The organism is Leuconostoc sp. XM4, assembly GCF_055698815.1.
Genome location: NZ_CP134507.1, coordinates 355228 through 378847, shown reverse-complemented (window position 1 = coordinate 378847; position 23620 = coordinate 355228). Strand labels below are relative to the sequence as shown.

At 38.5% G+C, this 23620-nt stretch carries 20 protein-coding genes, 5 tRNA genes and 1 pseudogene; 5 read left to right on the top strand and 21 right to left on the bottom strand.

Annotated elements, in window-relative coordinates:
* Entirely contained in the window at window positions 1–696 is a 696-nt protein-coding gene (locus RHP64_RS02100; RefSeq protein ID WP_004164688.1) for a methionine ABC transporter permease, read from the top strand.
* Window positions 697–729: 33 nt separating this feature from the next.
* Here the strand turns inward: RHP64_RS02100 and RHP64_RS02095 are convergent, their stop codons facing one another.
* The 3 genes from RHP64_RS02095 to RHP64_RS02085 form a co-directional block, all read right to left on the bottom strand.
* Window positions 730–1428, bottom strand: a complete 699-nt coding sequence (locus RHP64_RS02095; protein WP_011679277.1) for a GntR family transcriptional regulator — start codon at window positions 1426–1428, stop codon at window positions 730–732.
* A gap of 4 nt (window positions 1429–1432) precedes the next feature.
* Window positions 1433–2569: an N-acetylglucosamine-6-phosphate deacetylase gene (gene nagA / locus RHP64_RS02090; protein WP_025267779.1), complete on the bottom strand. Its 1137-nt coding sequence runs from the start codon at window positions 2567–2569 to the stop codon at window positions 1433–1435.
* Window positions 2570–2709: 140 nt separating this feature from the next.
* On the bottom strand, window positions 2710–3234 hold the full coding sequence (locus RHP64_RS02085; protein ID WP_004164692.1) for a phosphatidylglycerophosphatase A family protein: 525 nt from the start codon (window positions 3232–3234) through the stop codon (window positions 2710–2712).
* A gap of 98 nt (window positions 3235–3332) precedes the next feature.
* On the opposite strand from RHP64_RS02085, the gene RHP64_RS02080 reads away from it, so the two are divergent.
* Window positions 3333–3404: transfer RNA gene (locus RHP64_RS02080), tRNA-Gln, on the top strand.
* A 45-nt stretch (window positions 3405–3449) separates the two neighbouring features.
* Here RHP64_RS02080 and alr read toward each other — a convergent pair.
* Both alr and RHP64_RS02070 read right to left on the bottom strand, forming a co-directional pair.
* Window positions 3450–4571, bottom strand: coding sequence for an alanine racemase (gene alr / locus RHP64_RS02075; RefSeq protein ID WP_025267777.1), 1122 nt, complete (start codon window positions 4569–4571; stop codon window positions 3450–3452).
* Window positions 4572–4682: 111 nt separating this feature from the next.
* Window positions 4683–5231, bottom strand: coding sequence for a TetR/AcrR family transcriptional regulator (locus RHP64_RS02070; RefSeq protein WP_011679274.1), 549 nt, complete (start codon window positions 5229–5231; stop codon window positions 4683–4685).
* 222 nt (window positions 5232–5453) lie between these two features.
* Here RHP64_RS02070 and RHP64_RS02065 point away from each other — a divergent pair.
* A pseudogene (locus tag RHP64_RS02065) lies at window positions 5454–7280 on the top strand (MFS transporter).
* Between the two features lie 32 nt (window positions 7281–7312).
* Here the strand turns inward: RHP64_RS02065 and RHP64_RS02060 are convergent.
* From RHP64_RS02060 to RHP64_RS02035, 6 genes are all read right to left on the bottom strand, one after another.
* Window positions 7313–9403, bottom strand: coding sequence for a DNA topoisomerase (locus RHP64_RS02060; protein ID WP_025267775.1), 2091 nt, complete (start codon window positions 9401–9403; stop codon window positions 7313–7315).
* 133 nt (window positions 9404–9536) lie between these two features.
* Window positions 9537–9947, bottom strand: coding sequence for a DUF3021 domain-containing protein (locus tag RHP64_RS02055; protein WP_014324309.1), 411 nt, complete (start codon window positions 9945–9947; stop codon window positions 9537–9539).
* A complete protein-coding gene (locus tag RHP64_RS02050; protein ID WP_014324308.1) occupies window positions 9934–10401 on the bottom strand; it encodes a LytTR family DNA-binding domain-containing protein in 468 nt (155 codons plus the stop codon). The genes RHP64_RS02055 and RHP64_RS02050 overlap by 14 nt, the downstream gene beginning before the upstream one ends.
* Complete coding sequence (locus RHP64_RS02045; protein WP_011679269.1) at window positions 10379–11107, bottom strand: membrane protein; 729 nt, start codon at window positions 11105–11107, stop codon at window positions 10379–10381. Before RHP64_RS02045 ends, RHP64_RS02050 begins: the two co-directional genes overlap by 23 nt.
* Window positions 11104–11904, bottom strand: a complete 801-nt coding sequence (locus RHP64_RS02040; protein WP_014324306.1) for an ATP-binding cassette domain-containing protein — start codon at window positions 11902–11904, stop codon at window positions 11104–11106. Before RHP64_RS02040 ends, RHP64_RS02045 begins: the two co-directional genes overlap by 4 nt.
* 119 nt (window positions 11905–12023) lie before the next feature.
* On the bottom strand, window positions 12024–13472 hold the full coding sequence (locus RHP64_RS02035) for an NCS2 family permease (protein WP_011679267.1): 1449 nt from the start codon (window positions 13470–13472) through the stop codon (window positions 12024–12026).
* 334 nt (window positions 13473–13806) lie between these two features.
* Here RHP64_RS02035 and RHP64_RS02030 point away from each other — a divergent pair.
* Window positions 13807–13878 (top strand) — tRNA-Glu (locus RHP64_RS02030).
* 405 nt (window positions 13879–14283) lie between these two features.
* Window positions 14284–15231: a ferrochelatase gene (gene hemH / locus RHP64_RS02025; protein WP_025267774.1), complete on the top strand. Its 948-nt coding sequence runs from the start codon at window positions 14284–14286 to the stop codon at window positions 15229–15231.
* A 48-nt stretch (window positions 15232–15279) separates the two neighbouring features.
* Here hemH and RHP64_RS02020 read toward each other — a convergent pair whose 3' ends face one another.
* The 10 genes from RHP64_RS02020 to tilS all read right to left on the bottom strand — a co-directional run bounded on the left by RHP64_RS02020 (window position 15280) and on the right by tilS (window position 23609).
* Complete coding sequence (locus tag RHP64_RS02020) at window positions 15280–15996, bottom strand: YebC/PmpR family DNA-binding transcriptional regulator (RefSeq protein WP_025267773.1); 717 nt, start codon at window positions 15994–15996, stop codon at window positions 15280–15282.
* A gap of 70 nt (window positions 15997–16066) precedes the next feature.
* Window positions 16067–16600: an rRNA large subunit pseudouridine synthase E gene (locus RHP64_RS02015; RefSeq protein ID WP_025267772.1), complete on the bottom strand. Its 534-nt coding sequence runs from the start codon at window positions 16598–16600 to the stop codon at window positions 16067–16069.
* Between the two features lie 78 nt (window positions 16601–16678).
* Window positions 16679–16751: transfer RNA gene (locus RHP64_RS02010), tRNA-Thr, on the bottom strand.
* Window positions 16752–16755: 4 nt separating this feature from the next.
* Window positions 16756–16828 (bottom strand) — tRNA-Asn (locus RHP64_RS02005).
* 106 nt (window positions 16829–16934) lie between these two features.
* Window positions 16935–17007 (bottom strand) — tRNA-Asn (locus RHP64_RS02000).
* A gap of 62 nt (window positions 17008–17069) precedes the next feature.
* A complete protein-coding gene (lysS, locus tag RHP64_RS01995; RefSeq protein WP_025267771.1) occupies window positions 17070–18557 on the bottom strand; it encodes a lysine--tRNA ligase in 1488 nt (495 codons plus the stop codon).
* 87 nt (window positions 18558–18644) lie between these two features.
* The gene (gene hslO, locus RHP64_RS01990) at window positions 18645–19538 is read right to left on the bottom strand and encodes an Hsp33 family molecular chaperone HslO (protein WP_061514762.1); all 894 of its coding nucleotides are present in this window, start codon (window positions 19536–19538) and stop codon (window positions 18645–18647) included.
* 108 nt (window positions 19539–19646) lie between these two features.
* The gene (ftsH, locus tag RHP64_RS01985; RefSeq protein WP_011679262.1) at window positions 19647–21749 is read right to left on the bottom strand and encodes an ATP-dependent zinc metalloprotease FtsH; all 2103 of its coding nucleotides are present in this window, start codon (window positions 21747–21749) and stop codon (window positions 19647–19649) included.
* A gap of 27 nt (window positions 21750–21776) precedes the next feature.
* The gene (gene hpt, locus RHP64_RS01980) at window positions 21777–22316 is read right to left on the bottom strand and encodes a hypoxanthine phosphoribosyltransferase (RefSeq protein ID WP_010277907.1); all 540 of its coding nucleotides are present in this window, start codon (window positions 22314–22316) and stop codon (window positions 21777–21779) included.
* Window positions 22317–23609, bottom strand: coding sequence for a tRNA lysidine(34) synthetase TilS (tilS, locus tag RHP64_RS01975; protein ID WP_025267769.1), 1293 nt, complete (start codon window positions 23607–23609; stop codon window positions 22317–22319).
* Between the last annotated feature and the right edge of the window lie 11 nt (window positions 23610–23620).

Genomic DNA, 23620 nt, shown 5'->3' with positions numbered 1-23620 from the left:
ATGAGTCAATGGTTTACAAATACATTCCCTAACGTTGTTTATCAAGGTTGGAGCGGCGATACTGGTTGGTGGACATCAATTATTCAAACGCTGTATATGACTTTTTGGTCAGCTATTTTTGGTGGCATACTTGGGCTAATTTTTGGTCTTGGATTAATCATTACTGCACCCAACGGTATTGCACCGAACAAAGCTTCATTTTGGATTTTTGATAAGGTCGTGTCCCTTTTCCGTGCTATTCCATTTATTATTTTGCTGGCCTTTATCGCACCATTTACAAAGCTCCTCATTGGTACTCAAATTGGTACCACAGCTGCTTTAGTGCCATTATCATTGGGTGTATTCCCTTTCTATGCGCGTCAAATACAGGTAGCCTTGAGCGAAGTTGACAGCGGAATTGTTGAAGCTGCTCAGTCAGTGGGTTCATCATTTTGGGATATTGTCTTTGGCGTTTATTTACGGGAAGGCCTTTCAGAAATCATTCGTGTATCGACTGTGACTTTAATTAGTCTGATTGGTTTAACTGCCATGGCTGGTGCCATTGGTGCTGGTGGTCTAGGTAATATGGCCATTTCATACGGATACAATCGTTTTGCAACTGACACAACTTTGGTCGCTACACTGCTTGTCTTAATATTGGTGTTAACTGTTCAAGTTACCGGTGACTTCCTGGCTAAGAAGTTTAATCATAAATAAAAAAAGATGGTTGATCATAGATCAACCATCTTTTTATCTTGTTAAAGTAAATTCGAAACGCTCACCTACATAATATGATCGCACATATTCAAACGGCGTATCATGTTGATCATATGAGACCTGTCGCACAGATAAAATTGGATCACCTCTTTTTATCTGTAATAATTCCGACAATCTTTCATTTGCTAACGTGGCCGTAATTGTTTGTTCAGCATGTCCAGGGTATACCCCCGCTGATGCTAATGTGGCGTACAATGATTCTGTCAATGCGCCACGAGTGAATGACTCAATTAATTGGACTGGCAAGGTTGTACGTTCTAGTAAAATAGGTTCATCATCCCCCAAACGTAAACGCTCCATGATCAATACTTTATCTGTACTATCCAGTTGCAAATGCTCAATTTCCGAAGCGGATGGCGTCGTGGTCTTATAGCTAACCGTCACCGTATGCGGCGTTCGACCTGTAGCTGCCATTAATTCTGTAAAACTAGTGACACCCAGGGCACGTTCAGAAACCTTCTGTTCAGCGACGTAAGTGCCTGATCCTACTTTACGCTCCAATATGCCTTCGTCAACCAATGTTTGAACTGCTTGGCGTAATGTCATACGCGACACGTTAAATTCAAGTGCCAAATCTCTTTCAGCAGGTAAACGTTCTTGTGATCGCCACTCACCAGCTTCGATACGTGACAATATTTGATTGTGAATTTCAATATATCGAGGTTTAGCCATTGTTTTACCGTGCAAAACGGCGACCAAGTGAATACGTCGCCTCTAAATGCAATTCCTTGTCAAAAATGTTAAAGTCAGCATCCTTCCCTTCGGATAAGTTGCCTTTTTGGGTTAGTCCAAACTCACGTGCTTGGTTAACTGAACTCATTTGCACTGCATCATTAATATCAGCACTTGTGAATTTTTGAATGTTGGTGAACGCATCATCATAAGCCAGTACAGAACCAGCTAAGTGACCATTATCTAAGCGCGCTTGCTTATCTTTAACAGTAACTTTTTGTCCGCCAAGTTCAGATATACCATTTCCTAACCCTTCAGCTCGCATGGAATCTGTTACTAGTTCTAATTTGTGAGCGCCTTTGATTCTAAATGCTAATTGTAACATGTCAGGTACAATATGAAAACCATCAGCGATTAATTCACCAGTAATTGCGTCCTCTAGCATAGCATGTCCTGTAACACCAGGTTCACGATGTTGTAATGGCCTTTGGGCATTATACAAATGAGTAATATGTGTTGCACGCGAGTGTACCAATTGTGCTCGTGTCGCGTTAGAATGTCCAATTGATGGAATAATGTTATGCTGTAGCATAAATTCTTCAAAATCAGGAATACCGCCATTTTCTGGCGCGTAGGTCACTAATCGAATACGTTCGCCAGAAAGTGCATACCATTTTTTCAGAAGTTCTGTGTTTGGATCAATAATATATTCTTCAGGCTGTGCACCCATGAAGACTTTGTTAATAAAAGGTCCTTCCAAATGAATCCCCTGAATAACCGGATTAGTTTTGGCGACTTGATCAATGGTTTTTAAAGCACGTTCAATATTTTCTGGCGACTGTGTAATTGTTGTTGGGAATAGTGATGTAATGCCTTCCGTAATCATCTTATTAATCATGGTGTTTAACTTTTCGGGATCACCATCCATCGTGTCTAATCCATAACCGCCATGTTTATGAACATCAATAAACCCTGGAACAATTATCTTCCCTGAGGCCTCATTAATCAATTCGTCATCAGCTTTTTCCTTGAAGTCAATCATGTAACCGACTTCCTCAACCGTATCTGTAAAACGCATGAAGGCATCTTCCATATGTTGATACCCTGTGTAAAGATCAATGCTTTTAATTAGTTTTGCCATAATATTTCGTACGCGAAGTGAAGTCACCACGCAGCACATTCCTCCTCAATCTTGCCTCTACAACGATAATAATGAAGTCTATAATTATAGTATAATTGGTCTAGACCTATTATGCAAATTTAACTACAAAAAAATAACGCCTAAGCGTTATCTTGGTTTGGTAGAACAGAATCAACTCTACCGGTCGCATACTTGTGCGCAACTTTAGATGCTGCAGCTGCGGCCAGTGCGCCAACAATATCATCTGCAAACGTTGTTACCGCTTCAGAAGTTTTTCCTTTACGATCTAATTCGCCAACAAGGCCAACTTTTGTTTTATCAATGTAACCATAGTTTGTGACACCAATTGTATCAAAGGACATTGCAATTGCTGTACCGATAGTTTCATCAACACCAAAAAGCCCATCATCATTTTCAACCAAATCTTGCAATGGTGCTTCTAGCAAATGAGCTTCGGCCAAACGATCAAGTTCTAAACCAACCCATACCTGGTGCTGAACAACCCGCTTATGTAAGATACTTTCAACTGCATCTTCTACTTGTTCAATTGTTAATCCTTCGACATACGATTGCTCATTGTTAAAGGCTATTCGCGCGATATCTGAAATCGTAATATGATGCGCAGCTAACTTTGCGACTGTATTTTCATATGTTGCATATTGCATAGTATTCCCCCTTAAAGTATTTTAACCAGTATAACGAATTTATCTCCTAATTTCCACTTGCAAATTGATAACAAATTCTGTAAAATATATAAAGTAATTGCCCCTTGGCCAAGCGGTAAGGCGGTGGCTTCTGGTGCCACTACGCGCTGGTTCGAATCCAGCAGGGGCAATAATTTTAAAAGGTGAACGACTTGATGTCGTTCACCTTTTTCTTTTTATGAAACAATTATTCGTTGCAGTCTCGGTGCAAAATCATTCATTAACGCCACAATACTACTTTGTGTATGCTCAGCCAAATCCTGCATCGTTATACTTTGATCACCAACACGACCAATTAAGGTCACCGTAGTGCCAACTGCAACTGGATTAGTAACAAAGATCATTGATTGATCCATGGCTACGCCCCCCACAATATGACCAATTTGTCCATCCGCAACCAGAGCACGCATGCCACTCCCATTGAACGGATAACCGTCAGAATGTCCAATTGGAATAGTAATCAAATACCCATCATTTGGTGCATGATATTCTGCCCCATAGCCAACCGCATCACCTTTTTTCAGTGGCTTGCTGTTAACAACCTTAGCTTTCAATGATAAAGCTGGTATCAACTCGAATGGCATCGACATTATTGGCACAGAACCGTTAATGCCAAATAATCCAATACCCAAACGAACAATATCCGTATTAATTTTTTCTGGATACCAAGTAGCAATACCCGTATTCGCAAAATGCTTTTCATTTGGTTCTACTGGTAAATCATGTGTCAAGCGCTGCCATTCAGAAATTTGAAAATCCACATAGTCAACATTTGGTGTATCTGCAGTAGCAAAATGCGTCCACATACTTTGAAAAATGAGTGTATCTTGCGCTGATACCTCTTGAATTGCTGCCACTAAATCTTCACGACTTTTAAAACCAATACGGTTTAAGCCCGTGTCAACGGGTAACGATACCTTTAATGTCAACCCTGTACCAGCTAACTGTTCAGCTGCTGCTTTTATTGACTCCTTAGTACTAAAAGCTAGCGTAATATTACGTTCAGCAGCCAATCGCGCATAGCGTGGATCTGTTAATCCGAGTACATCAATTGGTTGTATATAGCCCAAATCACGTAATGTCAAAGCTTCATCGAGCATGGCCATGCCAAAGCGGGTAGCCCCAGCTGTAATACTCAAAGCGGCCATCTCAGGTAATCCATGCGAAAAAGCATTAGCTTTCAAAACAGCCATAATCTCTTTGGCATGCGCGTTCTCTTTAATCACTTTTAAATTATGCACAACTGCTGATTGCGACAACTCAATTACAGCATGTCGATGTGGTGCATTATAGTTCATTCATTTTCACACTTTCATTTTATAAATAATTTCTCATGTAATTCTCTTAATTATACAATAACACAAGAATTTTATAAAACTGTATGTTGATGTATATTCTTTCCTAATTTTTTATAAGGAATTAAACGATTGGATTAGTATTTTGGCAACTTCCGTTATTTCAATCTTTTCACGATCAAATTCAAGCCATTCCCCGTATACGTTCCATAAGCCGCCAACCCCGTACCTTGTTGTATAGATTATTTCACGACTATTCACCTCTTTTTGAATATGCCAAGGCGCAGAAATAGTTGCGTACAACTCAGGGATCATTTTGTTAAACTCACTTAACACATAGGTGAATAAACCGTTCTTTTGTAATATAAACAACTCGTGATCATACTGACCCCAATAATTAAAAAAATAAACGATAAACTCTTTGAAATTTGCTAATTTTTTTGAGCGTAAGTCATTACCATACTGCTCAATTAGGATATCAATGTATTCCGTCAAAATATCTTCTTTAGAGGCATAGTAGCGGTAAAATGTTCTCCTTGATATTCCTGATCGTTTACTAATATCTGAAATGGTAATTGATTTAATATCTTCTACTTCATCCAATAACTCCAAGAATGCACTCCGCACCCATTCTCTTGTTTGCAACGACATTCGGTTATTCATCAAGTTCCTCCTATATTTGACACAAATCTTTTAATCTGTGTAACTAGTTATAATTTTATTTCAGCGCTTCTATTTCATTTTTTTAAGCCTATACTATATGTTGTTGGCACAATTGTGACATGAATACACTTCTGTGTCAAACGTCACTACAATTGTACACTTTTATAACGATGCACAAAAAGGAGAAAACAAGGTGAATAAAAATAGTAGGAGAATTTTAAGATGATTAAATCAACAAAACGTTTGGGATTCATTGGTCTGACAATCGCCATGTTTATGGGGACATTAGACAGCACCATAGTCAATATTGCTTTACCAAAACTAATGACGACATTCAATACTAATTTGGCAGGAGTTAGTTGGGTTGCTACTACCTACACGCTTGCCTTAGCCGTTTTTATGATTACAGCGACAAAATTAGGCGACAAGTTTGGTCGAAAAAAACTCATGATTATTGGTTTACTTCTTTTCGCAGGATCTTCGGCAGCTTGCATGTTTGCCCCCTCACTCATGTATCTTTTAGTTTTTAGATCTTTTCAAGGATTGGGTGGCGCAATAATTACACCACTGGTATTGCCCATGGGTGTTGAACTCTTTGGTAAACAACACATGTCAAAAATTGCGGCAATTGTAGGTGCCATTACTGCCCTTGCGGCAGCTGGTGGCCCTGCTGCTGGTGGCTTTATTTTGTAATATATGTCTTGGCACTGGATATTTGGCCTTAATGTACCGATTGGCCTAATATCTCTACTACTAGTACTGCTCTTTACAAAAGAGTCTTTTGATGAAACACTTGTTGGTCATTTCGATATTTCTGGCATGCTTTTTTTAACCATATCATTAACAGGAATTACTTTTGGTTTACTTGAAGGCCGTGAGTACGGTTGGACATCAACGCTTATTTTGTCAAGCTTTTTAGCTGGCATTATCGGGTTAATCGCGTTTATTCTGATAGAACTAAAAGTTAGTTCACCTATTGTCGAACTGAATCTTTTTCGTGACAAAACATTCACTTCATCTTGTATTATTTACTTTGCGACTGGATTTGCGCTAGTCGCCCCAGCTGTTATTTTTAATTATTATCTACAAAATGTACTCAATTATGATGCCTTGCATGCTGCTTTAATGATTATACCCGTTTCGTTAGCTATCGCTGTCACAATGCCCCTTGCTACACGACTATCTGATAGAATCAGCGCCATTCCTGTAAACTTGATTGGTATGCTACTTATAGCTGGTAGCCTACTATTATTCTCATTTATAACTACAACAACACCCAAAAGAATAATGATTGTTTTCTCGATTATTATCGGTTCTGGATTCGGTTTCTCTACGGTTTCTTTTGTTTCTTCCGTCAGGCACTTACCAAAATCAAAAACTGGCATTGGCTCCGGTATCACGAATGCTTCCCGCCAAATTGGTACTTGTCTGGGACTCGCTGTATTAATTACTGTCCTCAATACTAATATATCAACAGCCAAGTCTCATATACAAAATCATTCCATAGCCATAATCAATCGAAAAACCTTATCTCCAAATATTAAAAATACTGCAAAATCCGGAATCAGGCAGATTTTTTCAAGCAATGATCAAAAAAATGTCAACTATACGTCGCGACAAAAACAATTTACTAAACAATTAAAGCATGCTGCTTTAAACAAAAGTAGCCTGCCCCGACCTAAAAAAGGCACAGACTACCGAAAGCTATATGATGCAACATTTAAAATTAGTGAGGGAAATCAAAAAATCAATGATTCTTTACAAAAATTAGCGGGCACAACCACAACAAATAAAGTGCTAAACAACAGTATTATTGCGCTATCTGATGGTACCTTAACTTTACTAAATGGTCAAAAAAACATGTTAGAAGCCATTAAATTGCTGGCTCAAAGGGATGAATTGAAAAGTAGTTTATCAGAAATTAAAAAGGAAAAAAATACATCCCTAAGCCATGCATTCAGTAAAACCTATGTCATATGTGCTTTCTTATTACTACTTTGCTCTCCTATCGCTTTGTTGTCAGATAAACGTCAAAAGAAAACACATTAATAAACAAAAAAGCATAATCAACCCTATGTTGACTATGCTTTTTTTGTTTTTGGGTTCAACTTAAAACCATAAAAAGTATTCCCCTTAAAAGTTTGTTTCGCCATTTTTCCAACAGCCGTGTATGATTTGCCACGTTTAGACTTAGCTGGAAAGCTGACTTCTGATCCAGTCAGTAGCTTTTGCAGTTCTTCATCTGTAAAAACGTGCCCACTCCATTCGCGAGCAAAGGTAATTTCCTGTCCTTGCCAGATACCGGTCATTTTTTCAGATGTTTTACGTGGCTTTTTTATACTTGGTTTGGGCTTACCAAGCAATGTTTCAAGTGTCTGCGCATTGTCTAACATAATCGGCATATCGTGTTCAACTACTTTTGTCGCTGAATCCAGTACTTGAACCATCGTCATTTCAAATCGGCCGACTTGGTCCATCATTTCGAATAAACGCTTTGTGATTTTTGGTGAAGCAATCCAAGTATCTTTTACCATGATTGCAGATACATTTCCAGTTTCCGTCAAACCTAATTTACCACGCTTTTCAGTTAACATGGCTTTGGTGCCACGAGACATTTCAGATAGTGTTGATACGCGCGTCGCACCAGTTCCAACGTTATGCTTTTCTAAAAACGCCATAATCCATTTGGTCGTCGGTACCTGTGGCTTTGGATTCGCACCTTCATGTAAATATGGCCTTGCTTGCGGACCTAATTGGCCACTAATTGACTCCTCTTCTTCACCTTCTTCAACCTTAATAGCTTTCTGTGAGTCATAGACTAACTTAAAGTTTAGCTTAATTGGGATGTTGAAGGCTGTCTTGAATTCCGGATAATCTTTCAAATTAGCCGTAACATGGTCATAAACGTAATCTTCTGCTAACATCGCTAAGTAGTTTTTAGCCAAAACTTCATAAATCGCTGGTCCACTAGAGCCAAATTTTGCTAAAGATTGCGTAGTTTGTGGCACATTCTCACCAGGACGATTGGCACCGTGTGCCCCTTGTGACTTAACATGTGTTTTTCGTGGTGAACGGTGTGTTAGTAAATTCTTATCAACACCAACGACGCCTGCAATTTGATCAATCAACGGCAATAACTCATTAAATTGTTCCGGCGTCACTGTCTTATCCTCTGTACGCGGATAAGACACGATCTGTGCTTCATACATTTTTTGATAGGTACTTAATACTTCTTTGGAAGAAAACCCACGAGGTGCCAATATAGAAGCCAATCCTGCTAAATCTAACAGCTTACCGGGTGCTTGTGTACGTGTTTGGTGTTTTTCATTAATGACTTCAGTTTCATGATAATTATTAAAATCGACTTTTGCTTGTTCTTTTGTTGCAAAACGCCAAGGAATTACCTCTCCCTGCGGTGTCACTCGTCCAAAAATATGCCCCGCTGGATCTTTAAACTTCACTTCAAAATATGGCGTTTTAATATAATTTTTAATAGCTGCAAGTTGTTGATAAATACGCCAAACAATAACAGATTTCAACCGACCTTCACGCGCGACCACTTTAAATCCTTCTTTTTTAGCGGCGGTAGTTGCAATTCGCGTAAGTTGCATAGACGCAAAATCCCAGCGGTTACGACTTTCACCCTTTACATACTCCCCATCCGCCATTTTATCGGAAACATTTCGTAATTGGTGCATGGCTTTTTGAATGCCGGACACTGACTCATCCATAAAATTAGCACGTAATACCTGTCCACGCCAGCCAATTGCGTCTAATGCTTCCCAAGCGAGTAGTTCCCCTTCTCCGGAAGGATCTGTATCAGTTGCGATTACAATCGCATCGTACCCTGATTTGGACTCCTTTTTCAATTCATCAATAAGTTTTTTGGTTGATTCAATCTTTCCTGTACGAATATTACGTTGGCGAATATAAGTACGTGCCCAAGAAAAATCTTCTAAATTCCATGGTAAATGTTTCACCAACCAAGATTTATATTGCTTTTTTAAATCTTCAGCCACCATCTCTTCAGGATCTTTTAAGGTCATAACATGACCACGTAAATTTGTAATTTTATATGTAAAATCACCAAAAACTCCTGTTTTTCCACCAAGCGCTTTTACAAAATTAGCTGCCGCTGAAGGCTTTTCAGTTAAAATGAGGTAGTTTGGCATAAGTAATATTTTTAATCTTTCTTAAAGTTGATTTATTCTATTTTAACAGATTACAAGTTAATCCGCGAAGACGGTCAACTAGAAAATTAAACCATGAATGTATAGCCAATATAAAAAGCAATTCAACATCTCATTAATTTGTTGAATCACTTTTTTTCGGCTTATTTTTTTGCAATTGCTCATTAATACGGCGCGCATTATCTCTGCCTTGTTTCCTGAAGTAGATAAAAATAATGACATAAGTAATCACAAATGTTGGTATATTAGTAAACGTAATCACTGCACTTCCAAACGTTAACCAAATGAAAAATCCATATGTCAACATCTCCAAAATGAAATGGCTAATGAGCTGTGTAATAAACGTTATCTTGTCATACTCAAATATGAGAGATAATAAGCCCATAATTGCGCTCATGGTCATTAACAGACCAAATTGCTTCATCGATGGTGTTGCATGATTTAAGGTAAACGATAATAGAGAGATAAATGATCCAACGCCAATGCCAACTAATAGATATACAATTGCCTCTTTAAAATGCTTCATCTTCTGCGCTCCCTTCTAATCTTTTTAGAATACCTTTGATAAACCGTCTAGATACGGTTACTCGAGCCTGGTTGGTCAAAAAAGCGTAATAATTACCGGAAAACGCAGATTCCATCTTCGACAAATAAGATAAGTTCATTACTTCTGATTTGGAAATTTGCACGAAATCAGATTTTTGGTTTTCTTCCAAAAACCTTTTTAACGTTTTTCTAGTTGTGATTTTGTGATTATTTTTGAGTGTAAAAGTTAAATCATTTCCATAACTTTCAACTAAAATAATATCTTCTTTATCTACAACACGAATATTGTCAGCTGTTTTGATAGCAAGCTGTCGTGAAGGTGTGTTTCTAGATTTAAGATACTGCGCAATATCTGCTAATTGCTCAATATCACTACCTGAAATAACAACTTGAACATCTTTCAATTTATCATCAATATTGATGTTTATTTCCATTTTTATTTCTCACAATCACTTTCAAAATCACACCCAGAATACCTAATAAAATAAGTAGATATAGACCTATTTTACCAGATATATAATCAGTGTCATTAAGATGATTGGTATAATTGGTGACAAATAATTTGATTGGCAAATAATCTCCTAACTTACCGACATCCATATTACCCATAATTCCTGAAATAATCATGATAGCAAAATAGCTAATCATGGAAATACCATAGACACGGGAAAATTTCTTCAAAATCGTTGTCAGGATAAAAACAATGATGAAATATACTGCTGTATTTAATATTTGAAATATTGCCATTTGACCGATGATTACTGCATTTGGCAGAGGCAAATTAAAATGTGATAGAAAAATCCACGAGTAGATGATGCTTGATAATAGAACAAACACTGTTAGTGCCATAAATTTGTGTAAGGCTTGTGAAACGCGCGAATAACCGAAAAGTTCGGCACGCAATGTAAAACCTTGCTCGACTTCTTGTGAAAATAATGAACTAAAACCAACAAATACCATCGAAAGCGGTATCGTACAAAAAAAGCCCAGGTAAAGTTGGTTCAAAGCTTGCGGTACGTTAGCATAGCTATTGCCAAACACTAATGCCATCATTGGTGCAAACGCAAACCCAAAAAATAATGTAATGATATTACCTAATAAATTTTGAAATTCAAAGACTAACTTCCTTTTTTTAATCATGCCCGCTGCCCCTTCATAACTTCCGTATAAACTAATTCAATATCGCTTTGTGTCCGCCTAAAGTCATCCCCATCATCAATCAGTCGACATGCGACCTTGTATTCATCTTCTGGTTGTTGGACTTTGATGCTTTTTTCAGTATGATTGTCTACTATAAAAGCAGAATAACCTATATACTGCTTAAACAAATTTTTGGGTTCATCAAAAGCTTTTACTTGGCCATCATGAATAACTAGAAGTTTATCAGCTAACGCTTCAATTTCTTGTGCGTAGTGCGTGACCATCAGAACAGTCGTCTGGTGTTGCTTAAAATAGATTTTCAATTGACTAATTAGTGCTTGCCGACTTTCAAAATCAAGTCCCGTCGTCATTTCATCCAAAAATAGTAATTCTGGTTCTTGATAAAGTACCATAATCAAGCTCATTCGTTGTTTTTGCCCACCAGATAAATTTTTAAAATGAAGTGATAGTTGGTCACTAAAATCAAAAAAATTAATTAACTCAGTTAATTTTTTATCTCGCTTAATACGCGTGTTCAGCATGCCTTCTATCATTTTTTGATTTGTCATCGTATCAACGTAGTGCTGTTCCTGCATTAAGATGCCAACATCGTCGGTATCAATTCTCACCTGACCCTTAAAAGGAATCAACCCGAGACAGCTATTAACTAACGTCGATTTCCCTGAGCCAGATTTACCCATTACTCCTATAATCTCACCCTTATTGATGGATAGTTTTGGCACCGTTAAGGCAACTTTTCTTCCGTAAGACACACTTAAATTTTTTATGTTTAACATATATTATCACCCTTCTAATATTGGCTTTATTGTAGCAATTGAGGGCATAAAAAAACCGCTTTTGTGATAAGCGGTTGAATACAAGTAATGAAAATACCTGTTAATATAATTCACTGACATTACATAAATGCAAGTACAGCAAAGTTAAGCAAGAAGAATGCAGATACGATTAATAACACTGGTGAGACTTCCTTAAACTTTCCTAAAGCAAATTTCACGATAATAAAGAAAATGAAACCAGCAGCGATACCATAAGAAATTGAATAACTAAAGGCCATAAACACAGAAGTAAAGAAAGCAGGTAACGCAACTTCTAATGATTCCCATGAAATTTTCTTAAATTCGCCCATCATCATAATACCCACCAAAATAAGTAGTGGAGATGTAGCTGCTGTTGGCACAACACCAACCAAAGGAGCAAATAAGATCATTAAGGCAAATCCTGCAGCTGTTACGACATTGGCCAAGCCTGTTCTTGCTCCGGCTGCAACCCCTGATGCTGATTCAATGAAGGTTGTCGTATTTGATGTACCAACAATACCAGCAAATGCTGTTGTAAATGTATCAACAACTAGCGCACGATCCATTTTAGAGTTAAAGCCATTACTAGACTCAAATGACTTCTGATCTTCCTTTGAAAAAATGCCCGTTTGATTACCGATACCAATTAATGTGCCAATAGCGTCAAATAATCCGGTTAGGCCCATAGCAAAAATCGTAACTAACGCTAATGACGCATGATGCCAGTTATTAAATAAGCTGCCCAATCCTTGAGCACCTAATGATTGACCAAACACCTGCCCCAATTCACCGAAGGCATGGCTAACTGAGGTTCCAGCCCCAATATGCGTATTCGTAACACCCATTGGAATACCGATTAATGTGGTCACTATCAATGATATAAGGAATGCGCCAGGCACCTTTCGCATCACCAACACAACCAAAATAACAAAACCAATTAATGCTAATAAGGTACTAGCGTTGTTGAATTTAGTCAATTCTGGTGTTACACCACCATTGGCCAAGATGCTATTTACCGCACCATGTACTTCTCCAGTGAACGGTTTGCCATTTAGCGTCATAATATTGCTAGGATCAACAATAAAATTGATAAAACCGGCGTTTTTCAACCCTATATAAGTAACGAACAACCCAATTCCACCACCAATAGCCGCTTTTAATTCAGTTGGAATACCCTTAACAATTGCACGGCGACCATGTGTCAACGTAATGACAATATCCACTACACCAACTAAAAATACGATAGCCAATGCTTGCTGCCAGGTAAATCCGAAGCCAAACACGATAGTATACGTGAAGTATGCTTGCATGCCGATACCTGGTGCCAAAGCAAACGGTACATTAGCAAACAAGCCCATAAACAATGTACCAAAAACTGCTACTAGAATAGCCGCTAAAAATACGGCTTGTGTTGGCACACCAGCTTGCCCTAGAATTTGAGGGTTCAAAAAGAAAATATAGGCCATTGATACAAATGTCGTAATCCCAGCAATGATTTCACGACGGACAGTGGTTTTATTTTCTTTCAATTGAAATAATTTTTCCATTATTCTCTCCTATACAATTATGTAACTCATCAGCCTATTTGTATGAATACATCAATGGAAAATAAAAAATTGACGCACGAGTGGCTATCAATTAAATAACATGTTTATGATAGTTCCAGCATGGGTGCTGGCTAGAAACAATCGACCATTATTCGATACTATATCAGCTAAATTTCACATAGAATAGTCTAGCATTGATATTCAAAGAAGACAAGTGCTTAAACTGAAATGATAATAATTACTTGTCAAAAAATACTTATAAATAACTTGACGACTACTTAAAAACTTGATATTATATTATAGTCATCTGATACAGATTGACATTATTGACCATGGCTCGTTGGTCAAGTGGCTAAGACGCTGCCCTTTCACGGCGGAATCGAGAGTTCGATTCTCTCACGAGCTATATCAAGTCGCAACTCCGGTTGCGGCTTTTTATTATCTCTTCTTAATAATCAACAATTCCTTTTATTTTAGACGTTGTCAGGCTTTTTTCTCCACGACGAATATGCTGACATTACTCAATCCTAATTCTATTGTTATGGAAATTATTTCAATTTTCAAAATAAACTGTGCTGATGATTTAAGGCTTAAAAAAAATAGTCTCGACATACTATAATGTCAGAGCAAACAATCCGAGAAAAAAATATAGTATTTATTAACAAATTCGAATTATTTTTGTAAGCAAAAATAATTTCTAAATAAAAGGACAATAGTTATCCTTATCACAATTTTGGGCTTTTCGACATACATTTTAGTCAAAAATTGAGTTATAGTATTAAATATTAAACTAGATAAGGATCGCTTCCATATGAATAAAAAAGGTCTATTATTAGTCAACCTAGGCACCCCTGACTCCCCACATCCAGATGATGTGAAAGCATATTTAAAAGAGTTTCTATCAGATACCAACGTTATTCAAATGCCCAGACTACTCTGGCAACCCATTTTAAGAGGTAAAATTTTGCCTAAGAGATCGTTTAAATCAGCTGAACTTTACCAAAAAATTTGGCGAAAAGACGGTTCGCCATTAATGGTCTATGCGAAAAAACAAGTTGAGCAAGTACAGCAATTACAACCAAACTGGATTGTTCGTTGTGCAATGACTTATCGTAAGCCTAACATTGCAGAAACACTGAAAGAAATGCGTCTGGCGGGCGCTGAAGACATTGTTGTATTGCCACTGTTTCCCCAATATTCTGTTACATCAACACAATCAGTCATTGATCAAGTCCGTAAGGCCGACAAAAACATTAACATTGTTAAGTCATTTTACAACGATGAAGCCTATTTGGATTTATTAGCTAGAGACATTCGCGAGGCGTGGGCTAAAAACGATTATGATCGTTTAATCATTAGTTATCATGGTGTTCCCGAATCATATGTTCGTCGTGGTGACCCTTATGTTGACCACTGTACAGCAACCACACAAGGCGTTTTAGAGCGCGTTGGGCCGTTAACACCTGATAATACTCACCAGGTTTTCCAATCACGATTTGGGCCAACTGAGTGGGTCAAACCATACTTAAGTGACACACTAAGGTCACTGCCCAGCCAAGGTATCAAACGTGTCCTAGTAGCAACTCCAGCATTTGTAGCCGACTGCTTGGAAACCATCGAAGAAATTCACGTTGAAAATCATGATATTTTCAAACAGGCAGGTGGCGAAGTCTTTGATGTTGTCCAACCTTTTAATGAACATATTGATTTTTCCAAATATATTGCTTCTCTTGCGAATCGGCATTTTGCACAAAATTAATTCACAAATAAAAAACGCAATGAATGCCATTGCGTTTTTTATTTATTATTATGATTCAACGTTATGATAAACTTTTTGAACATCATCGTCAGATTCTAATACATCAATTAACTTTTCGAAAATTTCTAAGTCTTCGCCTGCCAGTGTCATTTCTGATTGTGGCAACATGCTGATTTCCGTAGTTGAGAAATCGCTCACACCACTTTCACGCAGAGCAGCAATTGCTTGATGCAAAGCAGTTGGTTCTGTATAAACAACAATATGATCATCTTGTTGTTCGGCGTCACGAACATCAACTTCAGCGTCTAGCAGTGTTTCCAACGTAGCATCGGCATCTTCACCCTCAAAAACAATCACGCCTGTTTCATCGAATAAATAACTAACAGAGCCAGCAGCACCGTAAGTTCCACCATTTTTATTGAAAGCTGTGCGCACATTTGTAGCTGTACGATTAACGTTTGATGTCAACGTATCTACAATAATCAATGAACCGTTTGGTCCAAATCCCTCGTAACGTCCCTCGATAAAGGTTTCATCCCCTGAACCCTTTGCCTTTTCAATGGCACGTTCAATAACGTGCTTTGGCACTTGTGCTTGCTTAGCACGTTCAATAACAAACTTTAATGTTGAATTAGCCTCAGGGTCTGAACTGCCACCTTGCTTCGCTGCAGCATAAATTTCAATGCCATACTTACTGTTAACTTTAGCGGCAGCACCATCAGTCTGCGCCTTCTTCATTTTAATGTTTTCCCATTTACGTCCCATGAGGTCACCTCTTTTAATTTACATCTTTTACTATTATAACCGTTTATGATGCTTTTGCACCACAAAATCATTACTTCACAATTCGATATTGTCCTGGTTTTAAGTCGGCAATATGATATTCACCAATATGTGTCCGTATCAAGCGTAGCGTTGGAATACCAACAGCTGCTGTCATACGGCGTACTTGCCGATTACGGCCCTCTTTTATTTTTAATTGAATAAAACTCGTTGGCTGGTTTTTACGAATACGGATTGGCTTCTCTCGTTCCCATAACCATTTTGGATAAGGAATACGTTTGACTTTAGCTGGTAAAGTTAACCCATCTTTTAACGCCACACCTTGCTCAAGTTGCTTTAGTTGTGACTTTGTTGGGACCCCTTCTACTTGAACAACATAAGTTTTATAGGCTTTATTATCAGGATCAGTCAATTCATGATTCAGTTTACCGCTATCAGTCAGCAATAATAGGCCCTCACTGTCCATGTCCAAACGACCAGCGGCATAAACCCGTGGAATATCAATGTAGTCAGCCAAAGTTTGTCGCCCTTCAGCATCAGTAAACTTAGTTAAAACATTGTACGGTTTATTGAATAGTACAATCATGTTTTTCAATTGCGTCCTTTTCATTGTAAAAAAATAAGCAAACCTCAGATGATTTGCTTTGCAAGATATGCATAATAGTGCCGACGAGAGGATTCGAACCTCCGACCCCAGGTTTACGATACCCGTGCTCTACCAACTGAGCTACGTCGGCGAAACTCCGACTGCCGGGCTCGAACCGGCGACAACCTGATTAACAGTCAGGTGCTCTACCAACTGAGCTAAGTCGGAATGACGTTGCTAACACAACTATATTATTATGCCATGAGTGAGAAAATCTGTCAACAGTTTATCACATAAAAAAGAAGCAAATCAAGATGATTTGCTTCTCATAAAACTCCGACTGCCGGGCTCGAACCGGCGACAACCTGATTAACAGTCAGGTGCTCTACCAACTGAGCTAAGTCGGAATGATGTCGCTAACACAACTATATTATTATAACTAATTGTGTAACGACTTGTCAATGATTTATTATTCTGGACGCATTGTTGGGAACAACACAACGTCACGAATTGTGTCAGAATCAGTCAATAACATGACCAAACGATCAATACCAACACCAAGTCCACCTGTAGGTGGCATACCATATTCCAAAGCTTCTATGAAGTCTTCATCAATACCTTCAGCTTCGTCATTACCATTCTCACGTTCAGCCGCTTGAGCCTCAAAACGTGCACGTTGGTCAATAGGATCGTTTAACTCAGTAAAGGCATTCGCATACTCGCTACCCATAATAAACAATTCAAAACGATCAGTAAAACGAGGATCATCAGTATTTTTCTTAGCGAGTGGTGACACTTCAACTGGATGTCCATAAACAAATGTTGGCTGTACCAAAGTATCCTCTACAAATTCTTCGAAGAATGCATTGATAATATGACCCACACCCCAGTATTTTTCGTACTTTACATGGTTATCATCGGCCAACTTTTGTGCTGCTTCAACGGACATTTCCTGCCAAAAATCAATACCAGTTTGTTCTTTAATCAAGTCGACTAGATGTTTGCGCGCAAACTTTGTGCCAAGATCAATTTCAGTTCCCTGATAAGTAATTTTCAAGTCATCTGAGACGACAGAAGCGGCAGCTTTGAAAATACCTTCAGTTTCGTCCATAACATCTGTAAAGTCCATATAAGCTGCATATGACTCCATTGTTGTAAACTCAGGATTGTGCTTTGGATCCATACCCTCATTACGGAAAATACGGCCAATTTCATATACACGTTCCATGCCACCCACAACCAAACGCTTTAAGTACAATTCTGTTGCGATACGCATGTACATATCAATATTCAAAGCATTATGATGTGTGATAAATGGACGGGCTGCAGCCCCACCGGCTTCAGTTTGCAAAATTGGCGTTTCAACCTCAAGGAAATCATTTCTATCCATATATGCACGAATAGCAGAAATGATATGTGAGCGTTCTTGGAACTTTTTGAAAGAATCTTCATTGGCAATCAAATCCAAGTAACGCTTACGATACCGTGTTTCAACATCAGAAATACCATGGAACTTATCAGGCATTGGACGAAGAGCCTTAGATAAATGTGTTAATTCTGTAGCCAAAACTGTTAATTCACCAGCTTCAGTCTTCATCATAATTCCCTTGATTCCAAGGAAATCACCCAAATCTGCTCTTTTAATAATCGGATAATTATCTGCTAAATCATCACGTCTTGCATAAACCTGAATTTTTCCAGAAACATCACGAAAATCAGCGAAAATAACTTTACCTGCGCCACGCTTTGCAACCATACGACCTGCAATAACAACTTCATGTTTTGCATTCTCTAACTCTTCTAAAGAGCTGGCATCATATAGATTATGCAGTTCTTGCGCGTTTGCTGTACGTTCAAATCGCTTACCGAATGGGTCTAAGTGTAAATCACTAACGATTGTTGCCAACTTTTGTCGACGCGCTAGCATTTGATCATTAAGGGCTTTTTCTTCAGCCATTTGTATAAAATCCTTCCCTATTGCGCGTTTTTTAAATACACGCCTACTAACTAAATATCATACCAAAAAAAAACAATAATCTCAAAGTCACTCGTTATTTTTTTCAATCTGCTTCAAAATTTCGGATAATTGTTCCTCTGTGAAAAAGTAACGCTTTCCGGAGAACTTTCCCACAATTTCAGCGCCATGGTCTTCTTTGATCATTGCCTGAATTTCAGATGCTGGAAGTGTGAGCAACATTTTAGCATAAGCGTCTTTGGATGGCTCTGCGGCCAAACCGATGCCAGCTGTTTGAAGGATCTCAACTTCACCTTTCCCAAAAATCTCTTCAAGTACTTCTAATGGCGTATATCTTTCTTGAATCATTTCAGAAAGTGGTTTCATATTTTTTAGAGCTACCTCAAGTTGATCAATTGCTTCATCAGTAGCGTCAGGTAGCGCCTGAACAAGAAAGCCACCTGCTCCAGCAACCGTATCATCACTGTTCATATAAACGGAAACACCTATAACCGATGGTGTTTGCTCTGATTGTGCTAAGTAATATGTAAAATCGTCCCCAATTTCTCCGCTAACCAATTGACTCTGACCTATGTAAGGATCAGAATAGGGAGCAAACTTTGTAACCTGTAGAAAGCCATTTTTTCCAACAGCTTTAGCCACATCAAGCTGTCCCGCTTCATTTATAAGTGTCTCAAGGTTAGGGTTGGTTACGTAGCCACGCACACTTCCTTTAGCATCAGATTCTACTACAACATTGCCAATTGGTCCGCGTCCATTAATTTTTGTTGATAAGGTTTCTTCACCTTTCAAGACGGCCTGAGCTGCCAAGGTCGTGGCCAACAAACTACGTCCAAGAACAACAGCAGCAATACGCGATGTTTCGTGGATTTGCGCTGCCTGATGGACGAGATTGGTCCCATTTACGGCAAACGTACGAAAATACTTGTTTTTAGTAATTGCTTTGATAAATTGATCTGCCATAATTTTCCCTATGTTTAATTTAATATTTTTTTATTTAACAGTTTATTACTTTTGTATTTGCTAAACACATGACAAAATAAAAAGTCGACGTCACCGTCAACTTCTATTTTACTTATTTTCTGTATTATTGTCATCTGTTTCTGACTTATCTGTTGAATCAGTATCCTCATTTTTGGACTCTGAGTGATCGTCAGATGACTTTTCTTCATCTTGTTTTTCAAAGCGTTGTTCAGCTTGTGAATCCTTAGCATCAGCAGCAGCTTTTGCTTCTTCAAACGACTTTGCTTTTGCAAGCTCTGTATCATCTTGGATATCCTTACGAGTAAAGGTTCCTGTTAGATAAATATCCTTGATTTGCTTTTCATCTAATGTTTCAACTTCAAGTAGAGCCTCAGCAATTGCTGTCAATTTGTCTTTATTGTCGCGCAATATAGCAATAGCATCATCAAACGCTTCACGTGCCAAACGACGTACTTCCTCGTCAATCAAACGGGCTGTTTCTTCAGAGTATGCACGGTTACCAGCTTGATCAGCATAGCCAACGCTAGCATTACCTTCAAGTTGAACCATGCCTAACTTATCAGACATTCCGAAAGCCGTAACCATTTGACGAGCCAAACCAGTTGCTTGTTGGAAATCATTTGACGCGCCTGAACTAGCTTCGTTAAACATAAATATTTCTGAGGCACGACCACCCATCAAACCAGCCAGTTGCTCCTTAGCCTCTGAATATTTTAAGTTATATCGATCATTCTTAGGCGTCATTAAGGCATAGCCACCAATGCGACCACGCGGAACAATAGTAACTTTTCGAACGACTGAAGCTTCTGAACGAACTAATCCTACTAACGCATGACCAGCTTCATGATAGGCAGTTGTACGACGCTCTGATTCAGACATGTTATGGTTTGTCTTGGCTGGACCTTGGAAAATACGATCTTCAGCCTCATCAATATCTGCAGCATCAACTTTGGACTTGTTTCGACGGGCAGCAAGTAATGCCGCTTCATTTAACAAGTTTTCCAAATCCGCTCCAACATACCCTGGAGTTTGCTGAGCAATAGCTTTCAAATCAACATTGTCTGCCAATGGCTTGTTCTTTGCATGGACGTTTAAGATTGCTTCACGTCCTTTAACATCCGGCGCTCCAACTAAAATCTTACGATCGAAACGACCTGAACGAAGCAACGCTGGATCTAAGACATCAGAACGGTTAGTAGATGCTAAAATAATAACACCTTCAGAACCTTCGAAACCGTCCATTTCTATCAAAATTTGGTTCAAAGTCTGCTCACGCTCATCATTACCACCGCCCATGCCTGTTCCTCGACGACGACCAACTGCATCAATTTCATCAATGAAGATAATGGCTGGCGCAGATTTCTTAGCATTTTCAAATAAGTCACGAACGCGGGATGCACCAACACCAACGAACATTTCTACGAAATCTGATCCTGACATTGAGAAAAATGGTACGCTAGCTTCACCAGCAACAGCTTTGGCCAAAAGCGTTTTACCTGTTCCGGGAGGTCCCTCTAGCAATACACCCTTTGGTATGCGGGCCCCTAAGTTCACAAACTTCTTTGGCGCTTTTAGAAATTCAACAACTTCAACCAGTTCTTGTTTTTCTTCTTCGGCACCAGCAACATCAGCAAAACGTACTTTGTTATCCTTGGGATCTGAAGGTTTGGCTTTGGATTTACCAAAGCTCATCATGCCACCTTGACCACCTTTTCCGCCACCAGCTTGGTTCATCATCAGGTAAAATACCGCAACAATCAACAAAACGGGTACTAAGGATACCAACAAGTTTAACCAAAATCCAGAATTTTCAGCTTGTTTAGTCACTAATTCTGTTTTAGTCTTTGTAGCAGCGTCTGTCACTGACTTTAGCGACGCATCATTGGGTAGCAAAGTTGACGTAAACTTAGTTACCTTTTGTGTAGGTTGGAATAAACTAAGTCCCTTATCCTTGGTTGCTGTTTGTGCCTTCTTATACGTTCCAGTAACATTATAGATGCTGTTACCAGGCTGTACTGTAACTGACTTCAATTCTTTATCATTCAGTGCTTTAATAAATTCACTTGATGTAATCGTTTTCGTGGTTGTCTTATCGTTACCAAACAAGCCGTAAACCATTCCTACAACAGCAAGAAATATGAAAATATAGAATACACTGCTTCGTAAGAAGCCACCTTTATTATTGTTCATTGTATTTCCTCAATTCTTGTTCGAAGTTTATTTAGTGTATACTTCTTTTTTCAAAATACCGACATAAGGTAAATTGCGGTAGTGCTCTTCATAGTCAAGTCCGTAACCAACTACGAATTCATTACGGACATTGAATCCTGCATAGTCAGCATCAACTTCGACTTTTCGACCTTCAATCTTATCAAGTAAAGTCGCTACTTTAATTGATTTTGCACCACGTTTCGCAAGTAATTCTTTCAAAAAAAGTAATGATTGTCCAGTATCGACAATGTCTTCTAAAATGATAACATCTCGTCCTCGAACATCTGAGCGAACGTCTGTTACGAGCGTTATTTCATCAGAACTTGAGACACCGCCATGATAACTAGAGATTTTTATAAATTCTAGTTCAGCATATAAATCTACTTCGCGCAGTAAATCAGCTGTCCAAAGGTAGGCGCCTTTCAGCACTGATAAAAACAAAGGCGTTGAACCCGCATAATCTTGGGTAATTTGTTTTCCTAAACGCTCTGCCGCTTTTTGAATACTTTCTTGGTCATACAACACTTCTTGTATATCGTTATCCACTTAGGTTTCCTCAATTTGACATACGAGCCAATATGGCTGTGTATTTTCTTTAACAGCAAAATCCGCATTTACACGCCACTGATTACTGCGTAAATGCACTGCAATTACTTCATCATCGGCTGTCGCAAGAACCCACATCATTGTACGTTCTTGCGGCGTCAGTTTCTCATCAATTGCTAAACGTCGTAAATTTTTATGGCCGTTTATGAGAGCAATTTTATCACTCGCTTTTGCTGGGCGCAAGCTTAGATATGGTAATGAACGCGTAAGCTGAAACTTGATAAATGATTGGCCGTTCATAGGGACATTATCAGTCCACATGAACGTTGTTTTTGCAAAAGAATGCCATTGATTCAATTTTAACATAACTGGCGTCAAAACTTGCGCCATATTTTGTTGTTTTTGTATACTAATTTTTTGATAATTTTTTATGAACTCAAAATTATCTGCCAGAGCAATTTTTCCATTCGGTTTATGGGTATTGCTCAACAATTGAATCATTTGCTGCAGTTGATTTTCTTTAATGTTAAATAGCTTATTTTTTTGGAGCCAATATTTCAGTGTTGGTAGTTGCCAAAGTGTAGGAATCTTCTGCCAGTCTTGAATATCATTAGCGTATATTTTAGCCTGATTATCAATTAACCGCTGTTGTTGTAAAATTTGTGCGGCCATATTATTAATATGTCTGACGGCTCGTTGATTAATAGTTGTTAATTTTGGTAAAACATCGTTACGCAATAAATTTCTCGGCGTATAATCAACGTCAAAGTTCGTTTTATCCTGACGCCACCCCAACTGATTATCCTGTGCATAAGTAATTAGTTCTTGTTTAGTTATCGACAAAAAGGGCCTAATAACTTTATGGTTCTTTGTTTGCATGCCACCCATTTGTTGTAGTTGCCCTCCTCGTATCATCTTAAGAAGGACTGTTTCTGCTTGATCGTCTGCGTGATGGGCAACAGCGATTGTATTCGTGTGATACTTTTGAGCTAACTCCTCAAAAAAATCATAACGAAATTGACGAGCTGCTTTTTCCACTGCATGGTCAGGAATATGTTGCCAAACCTGTTCTTCAAATATGGCACCAGTTTGAGTCGCAAGCTGCCGAACGAAGTCAGCATCATCATCACTTTCCTCACGTAACCTGTAATTCACGTGCGCAATAACAAGGTTGGCCTTAGTTTTTGACAACGCATGAACTAGAACTACGGAGTCAACACCACCAGAAACTGCAACGATAACTGTCTCTGGCCAATTATACTGTTGTATAGTTTGCAAAATTTTTTCTGTCATATACGAAAAAG